The 19,761-nt window shown below is 66.3% G+C and carries 14 protein-coding genes; 2 read left to right on the forward strand and 12 right to left on the reverse strand.

Annotation, left to right across the window (positions count from 1 at the left end; all coding sequences use genetic code 11):
* Positions 1 to 17: 17 nt before the first annotated feature.
* The 5 genes from CJ179_RS51400 to CJ179_RS23945 all read right to left on the reverse strand — a co-directional run bounded on the left by CJ179_RS51400 (position 18) and on the right by CJ179_RS23945 (position 8,976).
* Positions 18 to 485 (reverse strand): MaoC family dehydratase, encoded by a 468-nt coding sequence (locus CJ179_RS51400; RefSeq protein WP_257015736.1) that lies wholly within the window; start codon positions 483 to 485, stop codon positions 18 to 20.
* Positions 442 to 5,277 (reverse strand): NAD-glutamate dehydrogenase domain-containing protein, encoded by a 4,836-nt coding sequence (locus CJ179_RS23930; RefSeq protein WP_179377636.1) that lies wholly within the window; start codon positions 5,275 to 5,277, stop codon positions 442 to 444. Before CJ179_RS23930 ends, CJ179_RS51400 begins: the two co-directional genes overlap by 44 nt.
* A gap of 402 nt (positions 5,278 to 5,679) precedes the next feature.
* Positions 5,680 to 6,993, reverse strand: a complete 1,314-nt coding sequence (locus CJ179_RS23935) for an aminotransferase (protein WP_095863090.1) — start codon at positions 6,991 to 6,993, stop codon at positions 5,680 to 5,682.
* Positions 6,994 to 7,067: 74 nt separating this feature from the next.
* Positions 7,068 to 8,216 (reverse strand): AMP-binding protein, encoded by a 1,149-nt coding sequence (locus tag CJ179_RS23940; RefSeq protein ID WP_095863091.1) that lies wholly within the window; start codon positions 8,214 to 8,216, stop codon positions 7,068 to 7,070.
* 28 nt (positions 8,217 to 8,244) lie between these two features.
* Positions 8,245 to 8,976, reverse strand: a complete 732-nt coding sequence (locus CJ179_RS23945) for an enoyl-CoA hydratase-related protein (RefSeq protein WP_095863092.1) — start codon at positions 8,974 to 8,976, stop codon at positions 8,245 to 8,247.
* 166 nt (positions 8,977 to 9,142) lie between these two features.
* On the opposite strand from CJ179_RS23945, the gene CJ179_RS23950 reads away from it, so the two are divergent.
* Positions 9,143 to 10,081: a LysR family transcriptional regulator gene (locus CJ179_RS23950; RefSeq protein WP_095863093.1), complete on the forward strand. Its 939-nt coding sequence runs from the start codon at positions 9,143 to 9,145 to the stop codon at positions 10,079 to 10,081.
* 100 nt (positions 10,082 to 10,181) lie between these two features.
* A complete protein-coding gene (locus tag CJ179_RS23955; protein WP_257015737.1) occupies positions 10,182 to 10,541 on the forward strand; it encodes a helix-turn-helix domain-containing protein in 360 nt (119 codons plus the stop codon).
* 125 nt (positions 10,542 to 10,666) lie between these two features.
* On the opposite strand, the gene CJ179_RS23960 is transcribed toward CJ179_RS23955, so the two are convergent.
* The 7 genes from CJ179_RS23960 to hisD form a co-directional block, all read right to left on the reverse strand.
* Positions 10,667 to 10,990 (reverse strand): hypothetical protein, encoded by a 324-nt coding sequence (locus CJ179_RS23960; RefSeq protein ID WP_095863094.1) that lies wholly within the window; start codon positions 10,988 to 10,990, stop codon positions 10,667 to 10,669.
* Positions 10,987 to 12,420, reverse strand: coding sequence for an NAD(P)/FAD-dependent oxidoreductase (locus tag CJ179_RS23965; protein ID WP_257015738.1), 1,434 nt, complete (start codon positions 12,418 to 12,420; stop codon positions 10,987 to 10,989). Before CJ179_RS23965 ends, CJ179_RS23960 begins: the two co-directional genes overlap by 4 nt.
* A 177-nt stretch (positions 12,421 to 12,597) precedes the next feature.
* On the reverse strand, positions 12,598 to 13,437 hold the full coding sequence (locus tag CJ179_RS23970; protein ID WP_095863095.1) for a sugar phosphate isomerase/epimerase: 840 nt from the start codon (positions 13,435 to 13,437) through the stop codon (positions 12,598 to 12,600).
* Between the two features lie 12 nt (positions 13,438 to 13,449).
* On the reverse strand, positions 13,450 to 15,249 hold the full coding sequence (locus tag CJ179_RS23975; protein ID WP_095863096.1) for a thiamine pyrophosphate-binding protein: 1,800 nt from the start codon (positions 15,247 to 15,249) through the stop codon (positions 13,450 to 13,452).
* 30 nt (positions 15,250 to 15,279) lie between these two features.
* On the reverse strand, positions 15,280 to 16,866 hold the full coding sequence (locus CJ179_RS23980; protein WP_095863097.1) for a GMC family oxidoreductase: 1,587 nt from the start codon (positions 16,864 to 16,866) through the stop codon (positions 15,280 to 15,282).
* A 135-nt stretch (positions 16,867 to 17,001) separates the two neighbouring features.
* Positions 17,002 to 18,396: an aspartate ammonia-lyase gene (locus CJ179_RS23985; RefSeq protein ID WP_095863098.1), complete on the reverse strand. Its 1,395-nt coding sequence runs from the start codon at positions 18,394 to 18,396 to the stop codon at positions 17,002 to 17,004.
* Entirely contained in the window at positions 18,393 to 19,718 is a 1,326-nt protein-coding gene (gene hisD, locus CJ179_RS23990; RefSeq protein WP_095863099.1) for a histidinol dehydrogenase, read from the reverse strand. Before hisD ends, CJ179_RS23985 begins: the two co-directional genes overlap by 4 nt.
* Between the last annotated feature and the right edge of the window lie 43 nt (positions 19,719 to 19,761).

Consider the following 19,761-nt stretch of genomic DNA (forward strand, 5'->3'; position numbering starts at 1 on the left):
TTCCCCCTCTGATGAAGTTACTCGTATGCGCGGTAGATCAGCTCGACGACAGCTGCGGGTTTGGTGCCGCGGTCGCATTCGAGCCTGCTGAGGATGACGAGCTCATAGCAGTCGTCGCCGATCCGAGTCACCTCGGTGACGGTCGCGGCCAGGCGGATGCGCGCACCGGCCGGGACCGCCGACGGGAACCGCACCCGGTTGAGCCCGTAATTGACGACCATCCTCACGTTGGTGAAGTCGAGGAGTTCGGCGAGCAGTGGAACAACAAGGGACAGAGTCAGATACCCGTGTGCGATGGTGGTTCCGAACGGGCCCTCCCTAGCACGTGAAGCGTCGGTGTGAATCCACTGTGCGTCACCGGTCAGCGCGGCGAACCCTGCGATGTCGGATTGGGACACGCGCCGGGGCGTGCGTTGGCGGCGCCGCGGTGCACCGATGCCGCTAGGCGAGGTTCTCCGCGAACGAACGCAGGGCGTTGGTCGCAACGAGCAGAACCGCCAACTCGGGTTCGCGTGCCGGATCGAGGGCCGAGTCCAGCACGTTGTCGAGCCATTCGGAGGGAAGGTCCCCGACCTGACCGGGCTGCGACTGCCGCGGGTCGGAGTCATTGATCAGGCGCCGCGTCGCGTCGCTGACCGCGAAGTAGAGATCATCGCGCAGCGCGGCCCGGGACATCGCGTCCCAGTTGTCGACTCGACGAAGGGCCGCCACCCGGCGCAGAAGCCGATCGAGGCGGAACCTCTCGGCGACCTGGAAATAGGTGCGCGCAGCTCCTTCCGGATCCGTGCCGGTGCGCAGTGCGGTTTCGCTGATCGGGAACAGCGAGAACTCCTGGAACAGGCTCGCCGATCTGCGGGCGAGGGGTCCGGGGACGTTCCGGTCGTCGAGGTACCGCTGATGCCTGGCATCGACTGCGGCCCGGTCGGCGCCGACGAGGAAATCCGCCAGGGAGCAGCGCAGCGACTCGACGAGGGGAGTGAGGCGGGCAGTTTCACCGGTCACATCGATGGTCTGCCGCCGGCTCGCCAGGAGCCAGCGCACCGAGCGCTCGACAAGTCGTCGATGGCTCAGCTGCATCCGGACGCGGGTGTCCGCCGTGACCGACGGGTCCAGCTCGGCAATGCTGGACAGATAGTCGCGCTGACCGATCGCGCGGCGGACGACCTCCCACGCCCGGATGATCGCACTTACCGACGCCCCGGTTTCCTCCTGCATCCGGAAGACGAAGGTGATGCCGTTGTCGTCGACAAGGCGATTGGTGATCGCGGTGGCGGTGATCTCGTTCGCCAACGAGTGCGCCCCCAGACGATCACCGCACACGGCGACAACATCGGCGGGGAAGTACTCGGTGCGGAAATGCTCGGCCCACGACTCCGAGGTGATCCCGGACGCCAGGACCGCAGATTTCATCTCCAACTTCACGTAGGCCAGCAGGGTGCCGAGTTCGGGAGAGGTCAACACCCCGCCCTGGGTGATGCGCTGTTCGAGCTCGGCGTCACTCGGAAGCGACTCCACCTCCCGGGACAGCAAACCCTTCCGTTCGAGTCCCGTCAGCATCCGGCGATGCACCGGCGCCATCTCCGCGGCCTCGGCACGGGCCACCGACAGCATGGTGTTCTGTGCGCGATTGTGGTCGAGAACGCGGTCGGCGATGTCGTCGGTCAGCGACTGCAGCAGAACGTTGCGTTTGTCCTGGTCCAGGACGCCGCCGGCGACGGCATCGTCGAGCGCGATCTTGATGTTGACCTCGTGATCGGAGGTATCCACACCGGCGACGTTGTCGATCGCATCGGTGTTCAACCGAACCCCGTGCAGCGCCGCCTCGCGCCGCCCGAGCGGGGTGAGCCCGAGGTTTCCGCCTTCACCGATCACCCGGGCACGTACCTCACACCCGGTGATGCGGACGGCGTCGTTTGCGCTGTCGCCGACCTCGGAGTCGGTTTCCGAACTCGCGCGCACGTAGGTGCCGATCCCGCCGTTGAACAGCAGATCGACCGGTGCCGCCAGGATCGCCTGCACCAACTCATTCGGTGTGTACTGTGCCCGTTCCTCGTCCAGTCTCAGTGCGACTCGGGCCTGCGGGGCGAGCGTGACACGCTTTGCCGAGCGAGGGAAGACGCCGCCGCCGGAGCTGATGAGGCCGGGGCGGTAGTCGGCCCAGGAGGAGCCGGGCTGGTCGTAGAGTCGTTGCCGTTCTTCGAACGCCGCGCCTGCCTCGGGCTGGGGATCGAGGAAAATGTGCCGGTGGTCGAAGGCGGCGACCAACCGCACCGAACGGGACCGCAGCAGTCCGTTCCCGAAGACATCTCCGCTCATGTCCCCGATTCCGACCGCGGTGACCGGGTCGGTGTCGGAGTCGATGCCGACCTCGAACAGGTGCTGGCGCACAGATTCCCAGGCGCCGCGCGCGGTGATACCCATCTGCTTGTGGTCGTATCCGTTGGATCCACCCGAGGCGAAGGCGTCCCCGAGCCAGTACCCGCGGCCGGTGGCGATTGCGTTGGCGACGTCGGAGAACTGTGCGGTGCCCTTGTCGGCGGCGAGGACCAGGTAGGTGTCGTCACCGTCGTGCCGCACCGTCTGCGGTGCCGGGTCGAGGCGGTAGGTGCCGGACTCGTCCTTGGTGAAGTTGTCGATCAGGTCGAGCAGTCCCTCGACGAACGTGCTGTACGCGGTGCGTGCGATCTCGAGTTGCCGGGCTCGGTCGGTCCCGGTGTGCAGCAGCCGCGGAAGGAAGGCGCCCTTGGCTCCGGTGGGGACGATGACCGCGTTCTTCACCATCTGCGCACGCACCAGACCGAGCACCTCGGTGCGGAAATCCTCGACCCGGTCGGTCCACCGGATGCCGCCGCGCGCAATGTGCCCGAATCGCAGGTGGGTGCCCATGACATTGCGGGCGAACACCCACGTCTCCAGTTGCGGTACCGGGGTGGGAAGGCCACGAATCGTGCGGGGATCGAGCTTGAAGCCCAAGATCGTGTCGACCGGTCCGTCGGTGTGCGCGAACAGTCGCCGGAACGCGTTCGTTCGCACGGTGGCGAGCACGGTGTCGAGCAAGGTTCGAAGGATCAGGTCGGGTTCGATTCCCTGAACCTCGTCGATGGCGCCTTCGATCTCCGCGACCAGTTCGTTGTGGTCGCGTTCGCCGTCAGCAAGCGCGGGATCGAACCGCGCGCGAAACAGCGTCCACAGGGCAGCGGCGATCTTCGGGTGACCGGCGATCACGGAATTGACGAACTCCGAGGAAAAGGTCCAACCGCTCTGCCGCAGATACCCGGCATAGGCGCGCAGGACCAGGACCTGCCGCCACTCCATGTCAGCGGTGGTGACCAGCGCCTGCAGTGCATCCGGATCGGTGTGCCCGCTGTAGCTCGCCTCGAACGCCTCGGCGGTCCGCGCCGCTGTGGGCGCGTCCAGGCGGTGCTGGCGATAGCGCGAGCGGAGGATGAACTCGTACACGTAGGCGAGTCGCCCGTCGGTACTGGTCAGCGTGTGTGGATGTTCCGCTGCGAGTTCGTATCCCAGATGCCCGAAGATCGGCAGTGCCGAAGCGAGGACCATCGGCTCGGTGGTGACCGCGATGGCCGAGATCAGGTCCGAGGTTGCGTTCTCGGGTGGGGTGATCGTCAGCTGCAGCCGCCGGTGCGGATCCTGCGTCAGTTCGGAGAGCGCCGACAAGTGGGCGACTGCTTGGGCGGGAGAGAACCGCTCCTGATAACTCAGGGGCACTGCCACGGGGATGAAGTCGTCGTGAACCGATGTCGACGCCTCGGAGAGGAGATCGTCGAGCTTCTCGGTCCACGACCGGGCGGCTTCCACCACCACGCGCGACAACTCCGCGACATCGATGCGCTCGTCCCCGGTGTTCGGCCAGGCGGTGACGTGAACACGCACCAGCGCGGTTTCCCCGATTCGGGTGTTGTGATCGACCGCGGCGCCGCCCAGGAACTGCGAGACCGCCACCACCACTGCCCGTCGAACGGCAGGTGAGAACCGGTCCTGGGGGACATACAGCAGAATCGAGATGGCCCGGCCGTAGGTGTCCTGGCGGATGAACGCTCGCACGCGAGGATGCCGTTGCAGATGCAGCACCGCGAGAACCGTCGGAGCAAGCTCTTCGGCGGTGCTCTGCAGAATCTCCCGCCGCGGGTAGTCCTGGAGAATGTCGAGCAGCTCGAGGCCTTCTCGGGAGCGCGGATCGCGCTCGAGCATCGACAGAGTACGTCCGGCAGTTCGGTTGACGACCGGGATCGTCCGCATATCCGACGTGTCGAGGGTGTTTTCGAACAGACCGAGGAAGCGGTGCTCGCCGACCGTGATCCCGTCGGAATCGACGATCTTGATTCCCACGTAGTCCAACGGGGCGTCGCGCCGCACCGTGCTGCGGGTGCCGGCCGCCGACACCATCAACACATCCGGGCCGAACGCGCGAGTCGTGGTCAGCGGATCGAGGGTGTGGTGGCGGTGCTCGTGGTGATGGGGTCGAAGGATTCCCAGTCCGGTCTCCGGAAGTGGTTCGAGGGTAGCCGTTCCCGACTCCGTCGCCTTCACCAGGCGGTAGGAGCAGTAGCCGAGGAACGTGAAGTTCTCGGCGCACATCCAGTGCAGCAGCTCGCTTGCCTCGTAGGCGCTGTCGAGTTGGTTCTCGGTCGCATCGGACTTCAAGGACAGTGCTGCCTGGCGGGCGACACCTTCCATGTCGGTCTGATCGGTCACCGCGACCGCGACGTCGGCGAGGGTGCTGCGAATCGCGTTCTCGATCATCGCAGTGAATTCGCCGGAGTTGGTTTCGCTTCCTCCGGACGGCTGGAACGTGATCTCCATCCAGGACTCGACCAGGGGATCGTTGTCGTACCGATCGTCCTGGCGGGGCCGGGTTATACCGTCCAGGGCGAGCACGCCGTCGGTGTCGCGGCGCACTGCCAGCGTGACGTGCCGGAGAGCGGAAACGCTGCCGTGTCGTCGAACGGTCATTGCCACCGAGTCGACGAGGAAGGGAAGGTCGGTGTTGACCATCAGGATGTGCGCGTGGCTTGTTCCCGCCTCGACTTCGCACTGCACCAGTGCGACCCCCTCGGCCCGGAGCCGAGCAAAGCGGAGATACTCATAAGCGCGGCCGGCGAGTGCAGTGTCGGTCCATTCGGCGAGATCGTCGCGGGGCTCGTGACGGAAGAGCGCATCGACGTAATCCTGGTAATCGCTCGGTGCGGACGCCAGGGCACCGAGTTCAGCACTGACCTCGAGCTGACGGTCGTGTTCGAGTCCTTCGAGATTCACCTGACATCTCCTGTGGCACTTGATGGTGGGTCCGCCCGGCACTGATTCGTCCTGGCTTCGTATGCACAATGATCCGGTCAACAACTCGTCAACGGAACGACGTTCTCGATTGCAGAGCATTAACTCTGCTTAATGCTTCGAAGTGCATTGCTCCGCAACCCGCCATGTGGGTGCCGGAGCGGCTGGGAGAATCCGTGCGCAGTCGACACCGGCCTCTCGAAGAGGCCGGCGCGTATGGTTTTGGACCGGAATGGTCACCAGCTGCGTAGGAGCTGCATTCCCTGATGCATGAGGTCACCGGTGACGATCAAGACCACCAGCAGTCCCATGGCGGGGGTGGCCCGCCGCATCCTCCATGAGATTCGGTGCATTCGGGATCCTCTGCGAAGGAGTCGGTCTCGGCTACACCGACACCGACGAGCGATGGACATCGGCGGCGCGATCGCGGTGGACGATCTCGGCGGCCGCCAACCGGATGCAGGTGCACAGGCCATTGATCGCCAACTGCAACTCGGGCTCGGACGGCAAACTCGGTGCCAACCGGATGTGGCTGTCCCGAGGATCATTGCCGGACGGGAATGCCGAACCGGCCGGTGTCAGAGCGATACCGGCATCCTTCGCCAGCGCCACCACCCGCTTGGCCGTGCCGGGCAGCACCTCGAGGTTGACGAAGTAGCCTCCGCGCGGATCCGTCCACGATGCGATGCCGGAATCGCCGACCTCGCGGCGAAGAATTGTGGTGACGAGTTCGAACTTCGGGGCGAGAATTTGTTGGTGCTTGCGCATGTGCGTACGAACACCGTTCACGTCGACGAAGAACCGGACATGCCGAAGTTGGTTGACCTTGTCCTGTCCGACCCGCTTCTGCGAGAGGTGGCCCAGATACCACGCAACGTTCTCGCCGGAACCGGCGAAGAAACTCACCCCGCCACCGGCGATTGTCATCTTCGACGTCGACGCGAAGACGAACGGCCGCTCAGGATTGCCCATCTGTGCGGCGATGGCCAGTACATCGAGAACCTCCGGGGCGTCGCCGACCAGGGCGTGCACCGCATAGGCGTTGTCCCAGAAGATGCGGAAGTCCGGTGCGGCGGTCTGCATGCTCAGCAGGTCGCGAGTGACCTGCTCGGAATAGGTCACCCCACTCGGATTGGAAAACATTGGGACACACCATATACCCTTGATCTGCGGGTCCCCGGCAACCAACTCCCGGATCGCGTCGACATCAGGACCGTCGGAGACCAGGGGGACCGCAATCAGCTCGATACCGAAGGACTCGGTGATGGCGAAATGCCGATCGTAACCGGGTACGGGGCACAAGAACTTTACCGGAGCGGAAGACCATGGGGCGCCGTCGTCACATGCCCCGTGAATCCATGCAAACGAGAGCACGTCGTACATCGTCTCCAGGCTGGACGTGCCACCGGCGATCAAACTTTCCGGGGCGAGATTGAGAACCTCGCCGAACAGTGCGCGCAGCGACGGGAGGCCGGGGAGTTCACCGTAGTTGCGGCAGTCGATTCCATCGATCACGTAGTCGTTGTCACCGGGCAGGGAAAGCATCGCGGCTGAGAGGTCGAGCTGTTCCGGGGCGGGCTTGCCCCGGGTGATGTCGAGGGCCAGCCCGCGCGCCTTCAATGTGTCGTACTCGGCGCGGCTCCGGGTGAGCTCGGCGTCGAGCTCGTGATCGGTGAGACTGTGCAGAGATGTGGACATCTCGGTTCCTTCAGATGTTGGCTGCTACTCGAAATAGCAGACTGGGGGCGGTTGAGGCGGAACGCAGAAGCTTTTCATGCAGGTGAAGGGTCGACGGCGACCAGACCGCCGTCGACGTCGAGCCGCCCGTGATCCCCGGTGTGGAACCAGCCGTTCTGGTCGAGTGTCGAGGTCACGCCGGGAAAGGTGAAGTATCCGGTGAACAACGTGCAACGGGCGGATTCGCGGATCAGGATCTCACCCGAGTCCGTCAACTTCCATTCGATGTCCTCTCGCCCAGGCCCGCCGTGGCGATGGGCGTCGGTGGGGATGTCGTCGTCGATGGACCACGTGCGCAGGTGACTCGCTCCGGCGGCCTCGGGCGAACCGTATCCGGAAACCGCCCGGACCACCCCGAACTGCTGCATCAACGCACGATCGGCCGGGAACATGGTTCGCACGCGGTGCCCGGCCGAGTCCTTCTCGGTGGCGGTGCGCGCGAGATTGTGCGCCAGTGGTGCGTCCAGTGTCAGCGCGGTGATCCCGTGGTCGATGGCCTCGGACCAGAAGGTGTCGGCCGCAAAGGTGCGGGCGAGCAAGGCGTCCGCGCCCGCGGTCAGTGCGCCGACGAGCCCGTACCCGAGGGAGTTGATTCGTGAGAGGGGCAGCGGAGTGAGTGATCGATCGCGGTCGGTGAGTGTCATCGCCTCCGCGACCGCCCGTCCCAGTCGGAGAAAGTACTCGTGCGATAGGGCGCAGAACTTCGGGATACGCGGCGTGTGCCGGGCCGGGTGCATGAGCGATGCCGTCGAGTACCGACCGGAGTTGGTGCCGGGGGCGTGGCTGGGATCGAGCCGAGGGGCATTACGGAAGGCGCTGATGGTGATCGCGTTGCGAGTTCCAGCGAACGATGGGGCTGCGGGGCGGTCAGTGATCACCACCGTGGGGTCGAGGACGTCGAGCATGCACGCCAGGGGCTCCCGAGGGTAGGTCGGATCCACCAGCGCGACAGGCACGCCTGCCAACAAGCAACTCAGCCAGGCCAGAACGTAATCCGTCGAGTTTTCTGCCACGATTGCGACGCGGTTGTCTGCGGACAGGTTCCGGGCACACAAGTCGGCTGCCCCACCGGCGGCAAGTTCGAGAGCGACTCGCAACGAGATCTGATTGTCGAGCACACCGACCATCAGGTCGGGGCGGATGGATGCGCGATCGAGGAAAAGGTGTGGGAGATTGTCGATCATCACGGTCCTTCCTGTGTCTTTGGGCCCGTCAGCGGGGGCGCGACAGCGACCACATCTGCCGGGCGCGTTCGACCTCGATTGCCGCCTGCCATGCGCACGGTGGTGTGGTCGTCAACCGCAGGCTGTTCGCCAAGGCCCGAGCGAGTTCAGGATCTCGGGCGACCGGTTCGGCGAGGCGCTGGGCCGCCTCTTCGAGATCGGCCACCGGAACCGCGTCCCACACCAGTCCGGTGTCAGCGGCACTCGCCCCGGTCAAGCGGTGCCCGAACACGCCTAGCGCGGCGGCGGCCTGGCGACCGGCTGCCCGCTCGAGAAGGTGGAAATGCCCACCGCCAGGATGAATTCCGTTCTCCGCGAAGCCCGGCACCAGCAGCGCGTCCTCGGCCGCAAGACGCACATCCGCCGACAGCGCCAAATTGAGTCCGGCTCCCACCGCGGCACCATTGATCGCGGCAATCGACGGAACAGTCACCTCACCGAATCGGCGGAACGCACGGTAGAGGGAGTCGAGCGCCTCGTACGCCTCGTGCGGCTGTGCACTTGCAAGATTCCCGAGTGCGGTTCGGTCGGCTCCCGAGCAGAAGGCGCTTCCGGCTCCGGTGATCACCACAGCACCCACCGATGGGTCAACGTCGACGGCATCGCAAGCGTCGACCAGGGCTTGCGCGCTGTTCCGATCGAGGGAGTTGCGGGTGTCCACGCCATCGAGGGTGATCCAGGCGACGTTGCTACGGACGTCGAATCGAACGGAGGTCGTCACTGGAGGACACCTGACTTCCAGGCGCGGGAGTCGGCGGCGCGAGTTGCGCGAGGTGAACTGGCCATCAGGGCATACTCCTTCTGCGGGTTTCGATACCGTCCATCGTCTCGCCGAAATTGAATAAGCAGAATGGCGATCTAGCTGCTGCAGCGCTAAGGTTTGCTTAATGAACCTCACCTCGTCGCAGTTGGCCCTCCTGCTGGCCGTCAAGCAGGGGGGCAGCCTCGCACGCGCAGCAGAAACACTCGGAATCACTTCCCCCGCAGTGTCACAGCAGCTCGCCAAGCTTGAACGCGACCTCGGCGCACTGCTGGTCGAACGGGGCGCGCGAGGTGCCAAGCTGACCCCTCTCGGAAGCCTGCTGGCCGAGCACAGCGAACGCGTCTCTGCCGAACTGTCCCGAGCGGAGGAAACCGTCGCGGACTACCTCGGCGCTCACGCCAACAGACTCCGTCTCGGCGCGTTTCCCTCGGCGGCGGTTGCGTTGCTTCCGGACGGACTGACCGCGCTGCGATACCGACACCCCGAAGCACAGTTGTCGGTCGTCGACGTGCCCACCGACGGAGGCATCGAACTGATCACCAGCGGTGAGCTGGATATGGCGATCACCGCCTCGTACAGCGGCACCCCGAGTGCAGTCGAAGGAGTTCGATTCGAGCACCTTCTCACCGATCCGCTTCGGGTCGTCCTCCCCGACGATCACCCTCAGGCGCAAGGTCCGGCCTCTCAGGCGGTGGAGTTGAAGGCCTTCGAGAAGGACGCCTGGGCGTGCAGCATCACCGGCAGACCCGCACGTACACAATTGAACTCGGCAGCCGCAGACTCCGGGTTCGTGCCTTGGGCGCCGTTCCAGACCGAGTCCTACGATGTCGCACAGGCTCTCGCCACCTCCGGTGTCGCCGTCGCATTCGTTCCCGAGCTCGCCCTGGTTCCCGGCCGCGGAACTCGCGCCCGCCGGTTGAAGCCGGCGCTTGCGCGGGAGATCTTCGTGGCCCTGCCTGCCAGCGCCGGCCATGTCGCTCTGGCGGGTGAGCTCCTCACCATCCTGAAGAAGACGGGAAAGGCGCTGCATCGACGGCAACAATCGGCCGCCACGCTGGGTTGACATTCTCCATTTCCCTCCGCCGACGTGGCGAAGTCGCGGGCCGAAGCATCTTGGACGTGCGGGTCGGAGGGTAGCGTTACCCGCTGTCTATCCTGGCAGGGTGGCCGAAGACAAGAAGCCGTCACCGACGTTAGGTGAGTTGATCAGGCAGCAGCGGGAACTTGCCAAGCTTCCGATGCGGCAGTTCGCCGCGATGGTGGGGATCTCGAACCCCTACCTTTCGCAGATCGAACGCAATCTCCGGGAGCCGAGTGAGCGAGTTCTCGACGCCACCGCGGAGCACCTGCAGACCTCGGCTGATGTTTTGCTCGGGCAGGTCCGAGCGCGTCCGGAGGAGTCTTCGAGCGTAGTTCGGGCGATAGGGCAGGACGGCGACCTCACCAATGCCCGGCGCAAGGCCCTCGTGGAGATGTACGAGACGTTCCGCAAGGTGACGAGGTCCGAGCGTAAGCGCGGATAAGCGCAGACGTCTGCGTCGCCTATGGGCGGGAGACGGAATGAAGTTCTCGCGGAGGGCTCTCGCTCGGGAGGCGGCGGTCAGGACCCACGGTGACCGTACTACCGTGCTACCGCGGGCCCTATCAGCTACTTCAGCAATTCTCGAGCCGCTGCGGTTGTCGCCGCGCTGATCTCGCGGGCCAGCTTCGCGTGCGCATCCGCAATCGTCGAAACCCACTCGACGTTGGTGACCGCCGCGATTGCCGAGTGGTATTCGAGGCTACTGTCGAGAGCCTTTTCGTAGACGTCGAGCGACCGGTTCCCTGCCTTCTTGGTCGTGTCGACGACCTTCGACCCGATGCTTGCGAACGCGTTCTGATCCTTACCCTTCCCGGCATCTGTTGCGCGGGAGGGATTTCCACCGGAGACCTTCGTGTCGGTCGCTTTTGTGCCGGACGTCGGAGTGGTCATGAGGAGCTCCTTCTCTTACGGGATGTTAGCAAGTTAGCATGCTCACTGCTAATTGTCTGTACGGCCCTGATGGGTGAACATCCCTCGCACCGGTCGAGGAGAACGATTTTGCCCAGGACGTTGCGTGCCAACACTTGTTGATCGGTGACCGTCAGCTGTCCCCGCCACGAGCCGAGGAATGTCCACGTCCACGACATGAGCGTGGACAGACGGCTTCGGAACCCGACGACGTAGACGACGTGGACGGCCAGCCACAGGATCCAGGCGAGGAGTCCCGCGAGTTCGACGCCCCCGACCTTCACGACGGCGTTGAATCTCGAGATCGTCGCCATCGACCCCTTGTCCCTGTACCGGAACGGAAGCCGGTCGGGTGCGGACGCGCGCGGGCGGGCATCTGCTGCGATCTGCTGCGCCGCGTACCGGCCACCCTGGATCGCGACCTGCGCCACCCCGGGGAGGCGGTCGCGGGCCATCATGTCGCCGATCACGAACACCTCCCGGTACGCCGGCACCGTCAGGTCCTCGCGGACGGCGATCCGCCCGGCGCGGTCGAGTTCGGCCCCCGACTGCTCGGCAAGCTGCCGGGCCAGCGGGCTGGCTTCCACGCCCGCCGACCACACCTTGCACGCGGATTCGATGCGGACGGTCTCGCCTCGCCCGTCCTTGATCGTCACCCCGTCCGCGTCGACGTCGGTGACGGCCGCCCCGAGCCGCACCTCGACGCCGATCTTCTCGAGACCCTCGGCGGCGGTCGATCCGAGTCGGTCGCCGAACGGCGGCAACACCGCGGACGCGGCGTCGAGCAGGACGATCCGGGCGTCGCGGGTGTCGATGTTCCGGTATGCGCCGACAAGGGTCCGGTGGGCCAGTTCGGCTATCTGCCCGGCCATTTCCACTCCGGTGCGCCCGGCGCCGACCACCACGAACGTCAGGAGGCGGGCGCGTTCCTCCGCGGCGGTGGACAGTTCGGCACGTTCGAACGCGCCCAGGATCCGGCCGCGGAGTTCGAGTGCGTCGTCGATGGTCTTCATGCCGGGGGCGTGCTCGGCGAAGTGGTCGTTGCCGAAGTACGACTGCCGGGCCCCGGCCGAGACGATCAGACTGTCGTACTCGGTGGTGGTCGTCCTGCCCTGATGGGTCGAGGTGATGCTGCGCCCCGCCAGGTCGATGTCGGTGACGTCCCCCAGCATCACCGAGGCGTTCGACTGCTTCTTCAACACCATCCGCGTCGCCGGCGCGATCTCGCCCTCGGACAGGATCCCGGTCGCCACCTGGTACAGCAGCGGCTGGAACAGGTGGTGGCTGGTGCGGTCGACGACGAGGACGTCGACGTCGGCCCGGCGCAACGCCTTCGCGGCGAACAGGCCGCCGAATCCGGAGCCGACGATCACCACCCGATGACGTGCCTCGGTGCGGGCAGGAGTATTCATGACAAGCTCTTCCCGGATCGCGGCTATCGCCATCCGCACTGCTGGTAGGGGTGAAACGTGCCGCCCGGCACGGGGGGTGTCGGGCGGCACGCTGTGGACACGACGCGCCGGAGACTCGAATGTCGGTTCAGGATCCAGCGTGTCGTGGGATCACCTGCGGGGCCGGTGACGCCGTTGTCAGCCGGTCTGGATGCGGGTGATCAGATCGGTGAGATAGGTGTAGCTCTTCTTCGCGGCGTCGAGGCCACCGCATTCGACGGACAGGACGACGTCGTGGTCCGCCTCGTGGAGGGTTTTCACGATCCGTTCCCAGTCGATGACGCCGTCGCCGCAGGCGCAGCCGAGCATGCCGCGGACCTTGCCGCGCAGCCGTTTCGCGTCGTCGACGCCGATGTCCTTGGCGTGCAGGTGGGTGACGTCCCCGATGATCTGTTCGAGCCACTCGTGCGGGTCGTTCTCGCTGAGGTAGCTGTTGCCGGTGTCGAGGTTTATCGTCAGCGCGGGGCTGTCGATCAGGTTCATGATCTTCTCGAGCCGCTCCGGAGTGGCGGTGTACTCGCCGTGCGTCTCGATTGCGATCTTGATGCCGCGCGGTTCGGCCACCTTCGCCGCCTCCTGCAGGGTGTACCGCATCAGCGTGTAGTTCTCCGCCTCGGTGGTCCACGTCGGCAGCGGCCCGTCGTCGACCATGATCATCGGCGACCCGACCTCGGCGGCGTAGCGGATCGACTGCTTGAGGTAGTCGACGCTCACATCCGGTTTGGCCAGCGGGGCGTGGCTGGACAGCGACGAGATGCTCAGCCCGCGGGATTCGGCGGCGTCCCGCATGATGAGCGGGTCGTCGAGCATCGACCGGGTGTGGAAGTACCCGGCGGTGCTCAGCAGTTCGCGGCCCCAGTAGACCATCGGCTCGACGTACTTGTAGCCGATCTCCGCGGCCTGGTCCATGGCCCAGTCGAACGAGCCGTTCTCGAAGCGGGCGAACTCCAGGTTCAGGCCGAGTTTGATCTCTCCCATGCCGGTCCCCGATCAGAATCCGCGCTGAGCGACGTAATCGTCGCGGACCTCGCCGTGGTAGGCGGGGACGGTGATGTCCCACCAGCCGGTGGGGTGCATCTCGGTCCACGGCAGTTCGTGCGCGCTCATCGCCTCGATGATCACCGGGCCCGGTGTCGCGAACGCCCGCTCGATGACGTCGGCCAGTTTCTCCGGGTCCTCGACGCGTTCGGCGCTGCAGCCGAGCGACTGGGCGAACCGGGTGATGTCGGCGAAATACGGTGTCCCGTCGAGGTTCTTCCACCCGGAGATGATTTCGCGTTCCTCACCGAACAGGCTGATCTGGAGGTCCTTGATCGCTTCCCAGCCGCCGTTGTTGAGGACGACGATCACCAGCGGCACGCCGAGCATCGCGGCGGTCGCGATCTCGGTGCCGGTCTGGAGGAAGCTGCCGTCGCCGACCATCGCCAGGACCGGGGTGTCCGGGGCGCCGATCTGCGCGCCGATCGCGGCGGGCACACCGAATCCGATGCCGGAGAAGCCGCCGGCCACGATGTTGGTCTTCGGGCCGTAGATCGGGAACTCGTTGAACGCCTGGTTGGCGGGGTTGGACGAGTCGGTGACCAGAATGCCCTCGCGCGGAAGGGCCTTGCGGATCTCGACCATCGCCCGCGAGTTGGTCATCGGCAGGTAGTCGGTGGTCCGCATCGGCCGCAGGTGCTCGTCCCACTGCGCCTTGAGGTCCTGCAGTTCCGCGAAGTAGTCGGTGTTGCGGTAGTCGCGGCCGGGCCCGAGCTCGGTGAGGGCGTTCTGCAGGGACTGCAGGGAGGTTTTCGCGTCGCCGACGACACCCACCTCGACCGGGTAGTTGCGGCCGATCTCGAATCCGTCGATGTCGATCTGCACCAGTTTGGTGTTCGGGATGTCGAACGTGACGCCGGGGCGGTACGAGGAGGTGATGCGGTCGCTGAACCGGCAGCCGACGGCGAGGATCACGTCAGCGGTGCGGGTGACGCCGTTGCCCGGGATCGAACCCATGTCGCCGCACGGCCAGGCGTAGAGGTCGTGGTCGGCGGGGAAGGCGCCCTTGCCCTGGAACGAGTGCGTTACCGGTGCCCCGAGGTGCTCGGCGACGGCCATCAACTCCGCGGCGGCCTCGGCGTGGATGACGCCGCCGCCGGCCACGATGACCGGACGCTTCGCGCCGGCGAGCAGGCGGGCGGCCTCGGCGATCACGGCCGGGTCGCCGGTTGCGCGGGTGGCGGGCCTGCGGGTGCCGGTGTCGGGGGTGTAGTCGCCGTATTCGGCCTGCAGGTCCTGCGGGATGTCGACGAGCACGGGCCCGCGCCTGCCCTCGTGCATGGTGTTGAACGCCTGCGCGAGCGCCACCGGAAGCTGTTCGAGGCGGCTGGGCTGCCACCAGCGCTTGACCACCGGTTCGACCATGCGGGGAAAGTTGTTGCCGTGCGGGCGGTCGATCTCCTGCAGTACACCCCGGTTCTCCATGTAGGTGTGCACGGCGCCGGTGATCAGAAGCATCGGCATCGAGTCGGCGAACGCGGTCGCCAACCCGGTGAGGGTGTTGGTGGCGCCCGGACCGATGGAGGTACAGATCGCGGCGATCTTCCCGGAGGCCCGGTAGTAGCCGTCGGCCATGTGGGCGGCGCCCTGCTCGTGCATGGCCGGCACGAGTTCGATCTCGTCGGCGCGGTCGACGAACGCGTCGAGGAGGGCGGTGTTGCCGTGGCCGGGGATCGCGAAGACCTTCTCGACTCCCTCGCGGATCAGGAAGTCGACGACCATCTGCCCGCCGGTGAGTTGCTGTGTTGTCATGTCGGTGGTTCCTAGCTGTCGGTGACGGTGTCAGACGGACGTGGGCTCGGCCGGGGAAGTCCGGCCTGCGGTCGTGCGGTGCTGTGCGGTGATCGCCTCGGCGACGCGGAAGGCGTTGGCCGCGATGGACAGGGCGGGGTTCATCACGGGCAGGGACGGGAAGAAGGACGAGTCGACGACGTAGAGGTTGTGCACGTCGTGGGCGCGGCAATCGGCGTCGAGCACGGAGGTCGTGGGGTCGGTTCCGGCGCGGACGGTGCCGGCCTGGTGGGAGTTGACCTCGATGCCGGTGCCCTCGCTGAAGACGAACGGGTACCCGAGCTTGCGGAGGATCTTGCGCATCTCGCGGACCAGCACCTCGTGGGCGCGCATGTTGTTGGGGGTCCACGCGATCTGGATGTTGCCGTCGGCGGTGAGGGTGACGCGGTTGTCCGGATCGGGCAGGTCCTCGGTGAACAGCCACCAGTCGATGCTGCGGGCCGTCGCCTGGCTCAGCGCCCACTTGGGGATCAGCGGACGTTGGCCCTTGATCATCTCGCCCTGCAGTTTCCCGATCAGCTGCACGTGCCCGAGCGGGTAGGGGTGCTCAGCGGTGCCGCGGGTGTAGAAGTCGTTGAGGTACAGCGTCTTCTGGAACTCGGCGGTGTTCTTCTTCAGCGGGTTGATGCCGACCATGATGGAGTTGTTGTGCACCATGTAGTTTCGTCCGACCATGCCGGAGGAGTTGGCGAGACCGCCCGGGTGCGCGGGGTTCGCCGACCGCAGCAGCACCGCCGCGGAGTTGACGGCGCCGCAGGAGACCACCACGGTGGCTGCCTCGACGACGTGTTCGGTCCCGCGGTGCCGCAGCCGAACTCCGGTGGCCTGCATGCCGGTGTCGTCGGTCAGGACCTGTTCGGTGTAGGCGTTGGTCAGCAGTTCCACCGTGCCGGAGGCCACGGCGGGACGCACGCAGCGCACGTCCGCATCGGACTTGGCAAGCACGCGACAGGGGAACCCGTCGCAGGTCCGACATCGAATGCAACCGCCGCCCTCGCGCAGGTCGATGCCCAGCGGAATGTTCGACGGGGTGTATCCGAGGCGGCGCAGGGCGTCGGCGGCCTCCTGCACCGGCGGTTCGTGTCCGATCGCCGGGTAGGGGAACGGTTCGTCGCGGGGCAGGGTGGGGTCGTCGGTGTGGTCGCCGTGGACCCGGTACACCTGTTCTGCGCGTGCGTAATACGGCGCGAAATCGTCGTACGAGAAGGGCCACTCGGGTGATTCGCCGGCCTCGTGCTGCGTCGACTGGAAGTCTTCCCGGCGGAACCGCACCAGCGAGGAGCCGTAGAGTTTGGTGTTCCCGCCGACGTAGTAGTACGTGCCGGGGCTGAACGGTCTGCCCTCGGTGTCGTACCACTGCTCGGCGTTCGCGTACCGGTGTCCTTCGAAGACCTCCTGCGGGCTCCAGTTCTGCTTTTCCTGCGGCAGGAAGTCGCCGCGCTCGATCAGAAGCACATCGACTCCCGAGTCCGCGAGCGCGTAGGCGAGCGTTCCACCGCCCATTCCGCTGCCGACGATGACGACGTCGTAGCTGTGTTTGCTCGGGCCTGTGGGCTCCCCCACGGATGCGTCTCTCATGGGTCCTGCTCCTCGGTCGTAGAGAGTGGTGTGACGAAGTTGGTTATACGTATAACTAAAGGTTAGCGACGACGTCGTGGATGTCAACCCCACACGAGCAGCTCATCCCGGCAGGGGACGAGCTGCTCGCGGTCGTCAGGGCACGAGTGGTCGAGTGAGATTCTCCGGCCGCAGCACGTCGTCGAGCTGCTCGCGACTGAGCAGTCCCCGCTCGAGCACGAGCGCGGCCACGGTGCGACCGGTCGCCAGTGCATCGGCGGCGATCGCGGTGGCCGCCGTGTACCCGATGTGCGGGTTGAGGGCCGTGACCACGCCGATGGACGCGTCGACGGTGTTCTTCAAGTGCTCGATGTTCGCGCCGATCCCCACGACACACCGCTCGCGGAGTACCGCGCATCCGCGGGTGAGCAGTTCGATCGTCTCGAACAGGCTGTGCGCGATGATCGGCTCGAACGCGTTGAGCTGTAGCTGCCCGCCCTCGGCGGCCATCGTGACGGTCAGGTCGTTCCCGATCACCCGGAAGGCGATCTGGTTCACGACCTCCGGGATCACCGGATTCACCTTGCCTGGCATGATCGACGAGCCGGCCTGGACGGGCGGCAGCGTGATCTCACCGAATCCGGCGCGCGGCCCCGACGACAGCAGCCGAAGGTCGTTGCAGATCTTGGACAGCTTCACCGCGGTGCGCTTGAGCACCCCGGACAGCTGGACGAACGCGCCGACGTCCTGGGTGGCTTCGATCAGGTCGGACGCCGTCGTCACCTCGATCCCGGTGATCGCGGCGAGATGCTCGCGGACCCGCCACGCGTACTCGTGATGCGCGTTGAGACCGGTCCCGATCGCCGTTCCGCCGAGGTTGATCTCGGAGATGAGCGTCGCCGCCTCCCCGAGCCGCTGCGAATCCTCGTCGATCATCAGCGCGAACGTCGCGATCTCCTGCCCCAGGGTCATCGGGACCGCATCCTGCAATTGGGTGCGCCCGACCTTGAGGACGTCGGCGAACTCGGTCGACTTCACCGCGAACGCCGCCGCCAACTCGTGCATCGACGCCCGCAGCCTGGTCAGGGCGGTTTGCAGACCGGCCTTGATCGCGGTGGGGTAGACGTCGTTGGTGCTCTGGCTCATGTTCACGTGCTCGAGCGGATGCAGATGCTCGTAGCTGCCGCGGGCGTGGCCGAGCAGTTCCAGCGCCCGGTTGGCCACCACCTCGTTGGCGTTCATGTTGCTGGAGGTGCCGGCACCGCCCTGAATGACGTCCACGACGAACTGGTCCCGGAGGGCGCCGGCCCGAATCTCTTCACAGGCCCGGGCGATGGCGTCCGCTTCGCGCCGCGGCAGCAGGCCGAGTCCGGCGTTGGTCTGCGCCGCGGCCTGCTTGACGGCTGCCAGCGCCGACACGAGGTCGGGATGGCTGGACAGGGGAATGCCGGTGATCGGAAAGTTCTCGGTCGCCCGCAGGGTGTGGATGCCGTAGTAGGCGTCGGAGGGAACTTCCCGGTCACCGAGGAGATCGTGCTCGAGACGGGTCATCGGTCCGAGGTCACTCGCGTCGGGATGTCGCCCCACGCCAGCGGGGCGTTGCCGAACTTGGCTGCCCGGAGGTCGCCGGACCGGGCGTGGCCCTCGAACTTCTCGAGTCGCGAGACCCGGCCGCAGATCTCACCCAGCTGGGCGCTGGTGTCGAGGTTGCGGACCTCCTGGTAGGTGAGCGTCTTGAGGAACTTGCCCACCCACAGACCGCCGGTGTAGTTCGCGGCGCCGAGGGTCGGGAGAACGTGGTTGGTGCCGATCAGCTTGTCGCCATAGGGAACACACGTGCCTTCGCCGAGGAACAGGGCGCCGTAGTTGCGCATGGACGTCAGGGCCTGGCGCGGGTCCTCGGTGAGGATCTGGACGTGCTCGGACGCGAACTCGTCGGCGAGGGCGTAGGCCTCGGCGAGGGTGTCGACGATGTGGACCTGGCCGTGATCGCGCCACGCGGGACCGGCGATGGCGTTGGTCACCAGGCCCGGGAGCAAGGCCTCGATGTGGTCGAGGGTGGCCCGGCCGACCGCCTCGGACGTGGTGATCAGCACGCACGGGGAGTCGGGGCCGTGCTCGGCCTGCGACAGCAGGTCGACGGCGATGGTGAACGGGTCGGCGTGGTCGTCGGCGACGATGAGCGTCTCGGTCGGTCCGGCGAACAGGTCGATCCCGACCTCACCGAACAGTTGCCGCTTGGCCTCGGCCACAAAGGCGTTGCCGGGGCCGGTCAGGATCGAGACCGGGTCGATGGTGTCGGTGCCCAGTGCCAGGGCGGCGATCGCCTGGACGCCGCCGAGGACGAAGATCTCGTCGGCGCCGGCCAGGTGCATGGCGGCGACGCTGATCGGCGGTGCCTCGCCCGCGTTCGGCGGGGTCGTCGCGGCGACGCGTTCGACGCCGGCGACCTTCGCGGTGAGCACGGTCATGTGCGCGGACGCGGTCAGCGGGTAGCGGCCGCCGGGCACGTACGCGGCCGCGGCGTCGATCGGGACGTTGCGGTGGCCGAGGAAGACGCCCGGCAGCGTCTCGACCTCGATGTCCTGGATCGAGTCCCGCTGCGCCTGAGCGAAGTTGCGGATCTGGCGCTGCGCGAACCGCAGGTCGTCGAGGACGGTCTCCGGCACGGACTTCACGATCTCCGCGACCTGGTCCTCGCTCAACCGGAACGACTCGGGGGACCAGCCGTCGAACTTCTCGGAGTACTTCCGGACGGCGTCGTCGCCGTTCGCGCGGACGTCGGCGATGACGGCGGCGACGGTGTCGACCACGGCGGGGTTGCTCGCCCGCTGCGCTGGTTCGCCGACGGCGGCCTTGAGAACGAATGACATGGGTGCTTCCTTCGGATGAGCGAGGGGCTGGATCTGTTGTCAT

The sequence above is a fragment of the Rhodococcus sp. ACS1 genome (assembly GCF_002300155.1).
Classification (GTDB): domain Bacteria; phylum Actinomycetota; class Actinomycetes; order Mycobacteriales; family Mycobacteriaceae; genus Rhodococcus_F; species Rhodococcus_F koreensis.

Excerpts from the sequence above, each read along its gene's own strand:
- CJ179_RS23950 (WP_095863093.1), top strand. The coding sequence starts at position 9,143 with ATGAACCTCACCTCGTCGCAGTTGGCCCTCCTGCTGGCCGTCAAGCAG.
- CJ179_RS23935 (WP_095863090.1), bottom strand. The coding sequence starts at position 6,993 with ATGTCCACATCTCTGCACAGTCTCACCGATCACGAGCTCGACGCCGAG.
- CJ179_RS23940 (WP_095863091.1), bottom strand. The coding sequence starts at position 8,216 with ATGATCGACAATCTCCCACACCTTTTCCTCGATCGCGCATCCATCCGC.
- CJ179_RS23975 (WP_095863096.1), bottom strand. The coding sequence starts at position 15,249 with ATGACAACACAGCAACTCACCGGCGGGCAGATGGTCGTCGACTTCCTG.
- CJ179_RS23965 (WP_257015738.1), bottom strand. The coding sequence starts at position 12,420 with ATGAATACTCCTGCCCGCACCGAGGCACGTCATCGGGTGGTGATCGTC.
- CJ179_RS23970 (WP_095863095.1), bottom strand. The coding sequence starts at position 13,437 with ATGGGAGAGATCAAACTCGGCCTGAACCTGGAGTTCGCCCGCTTCGAG.
- CJ179_RS23960 (WP_095863094.1), bottom strand. The coding sequence starts at position 10,990 with ATGACCACTCCGACGTCCGGCACAAAAGCGACCGACACGAAGGTCTCC.
- CJ179_RS23980 (WP_095863097.1), bottom strand. The coding sequence starts at position 16,866 with ATGAGAGACGCATCCGTGGGGGAGCCCACAGGCCCGAGCAAACACAGC.
- CJ179_RS23985 (WP_095863098.1), bottom strand. The coding sequence starts at position 18,396 with ATGACCCGTCTCGAGCACGATCTCCTCGGTGACCGGGAAGTTCCCTCC.
- hisD (WP_095863099.1), bottom strand. The coding sequence starts at position 19,718 with ATGTCATTCGTTCTCAAGGCCGCCGTCGGCGAACCAGCGCAGCGGGCG.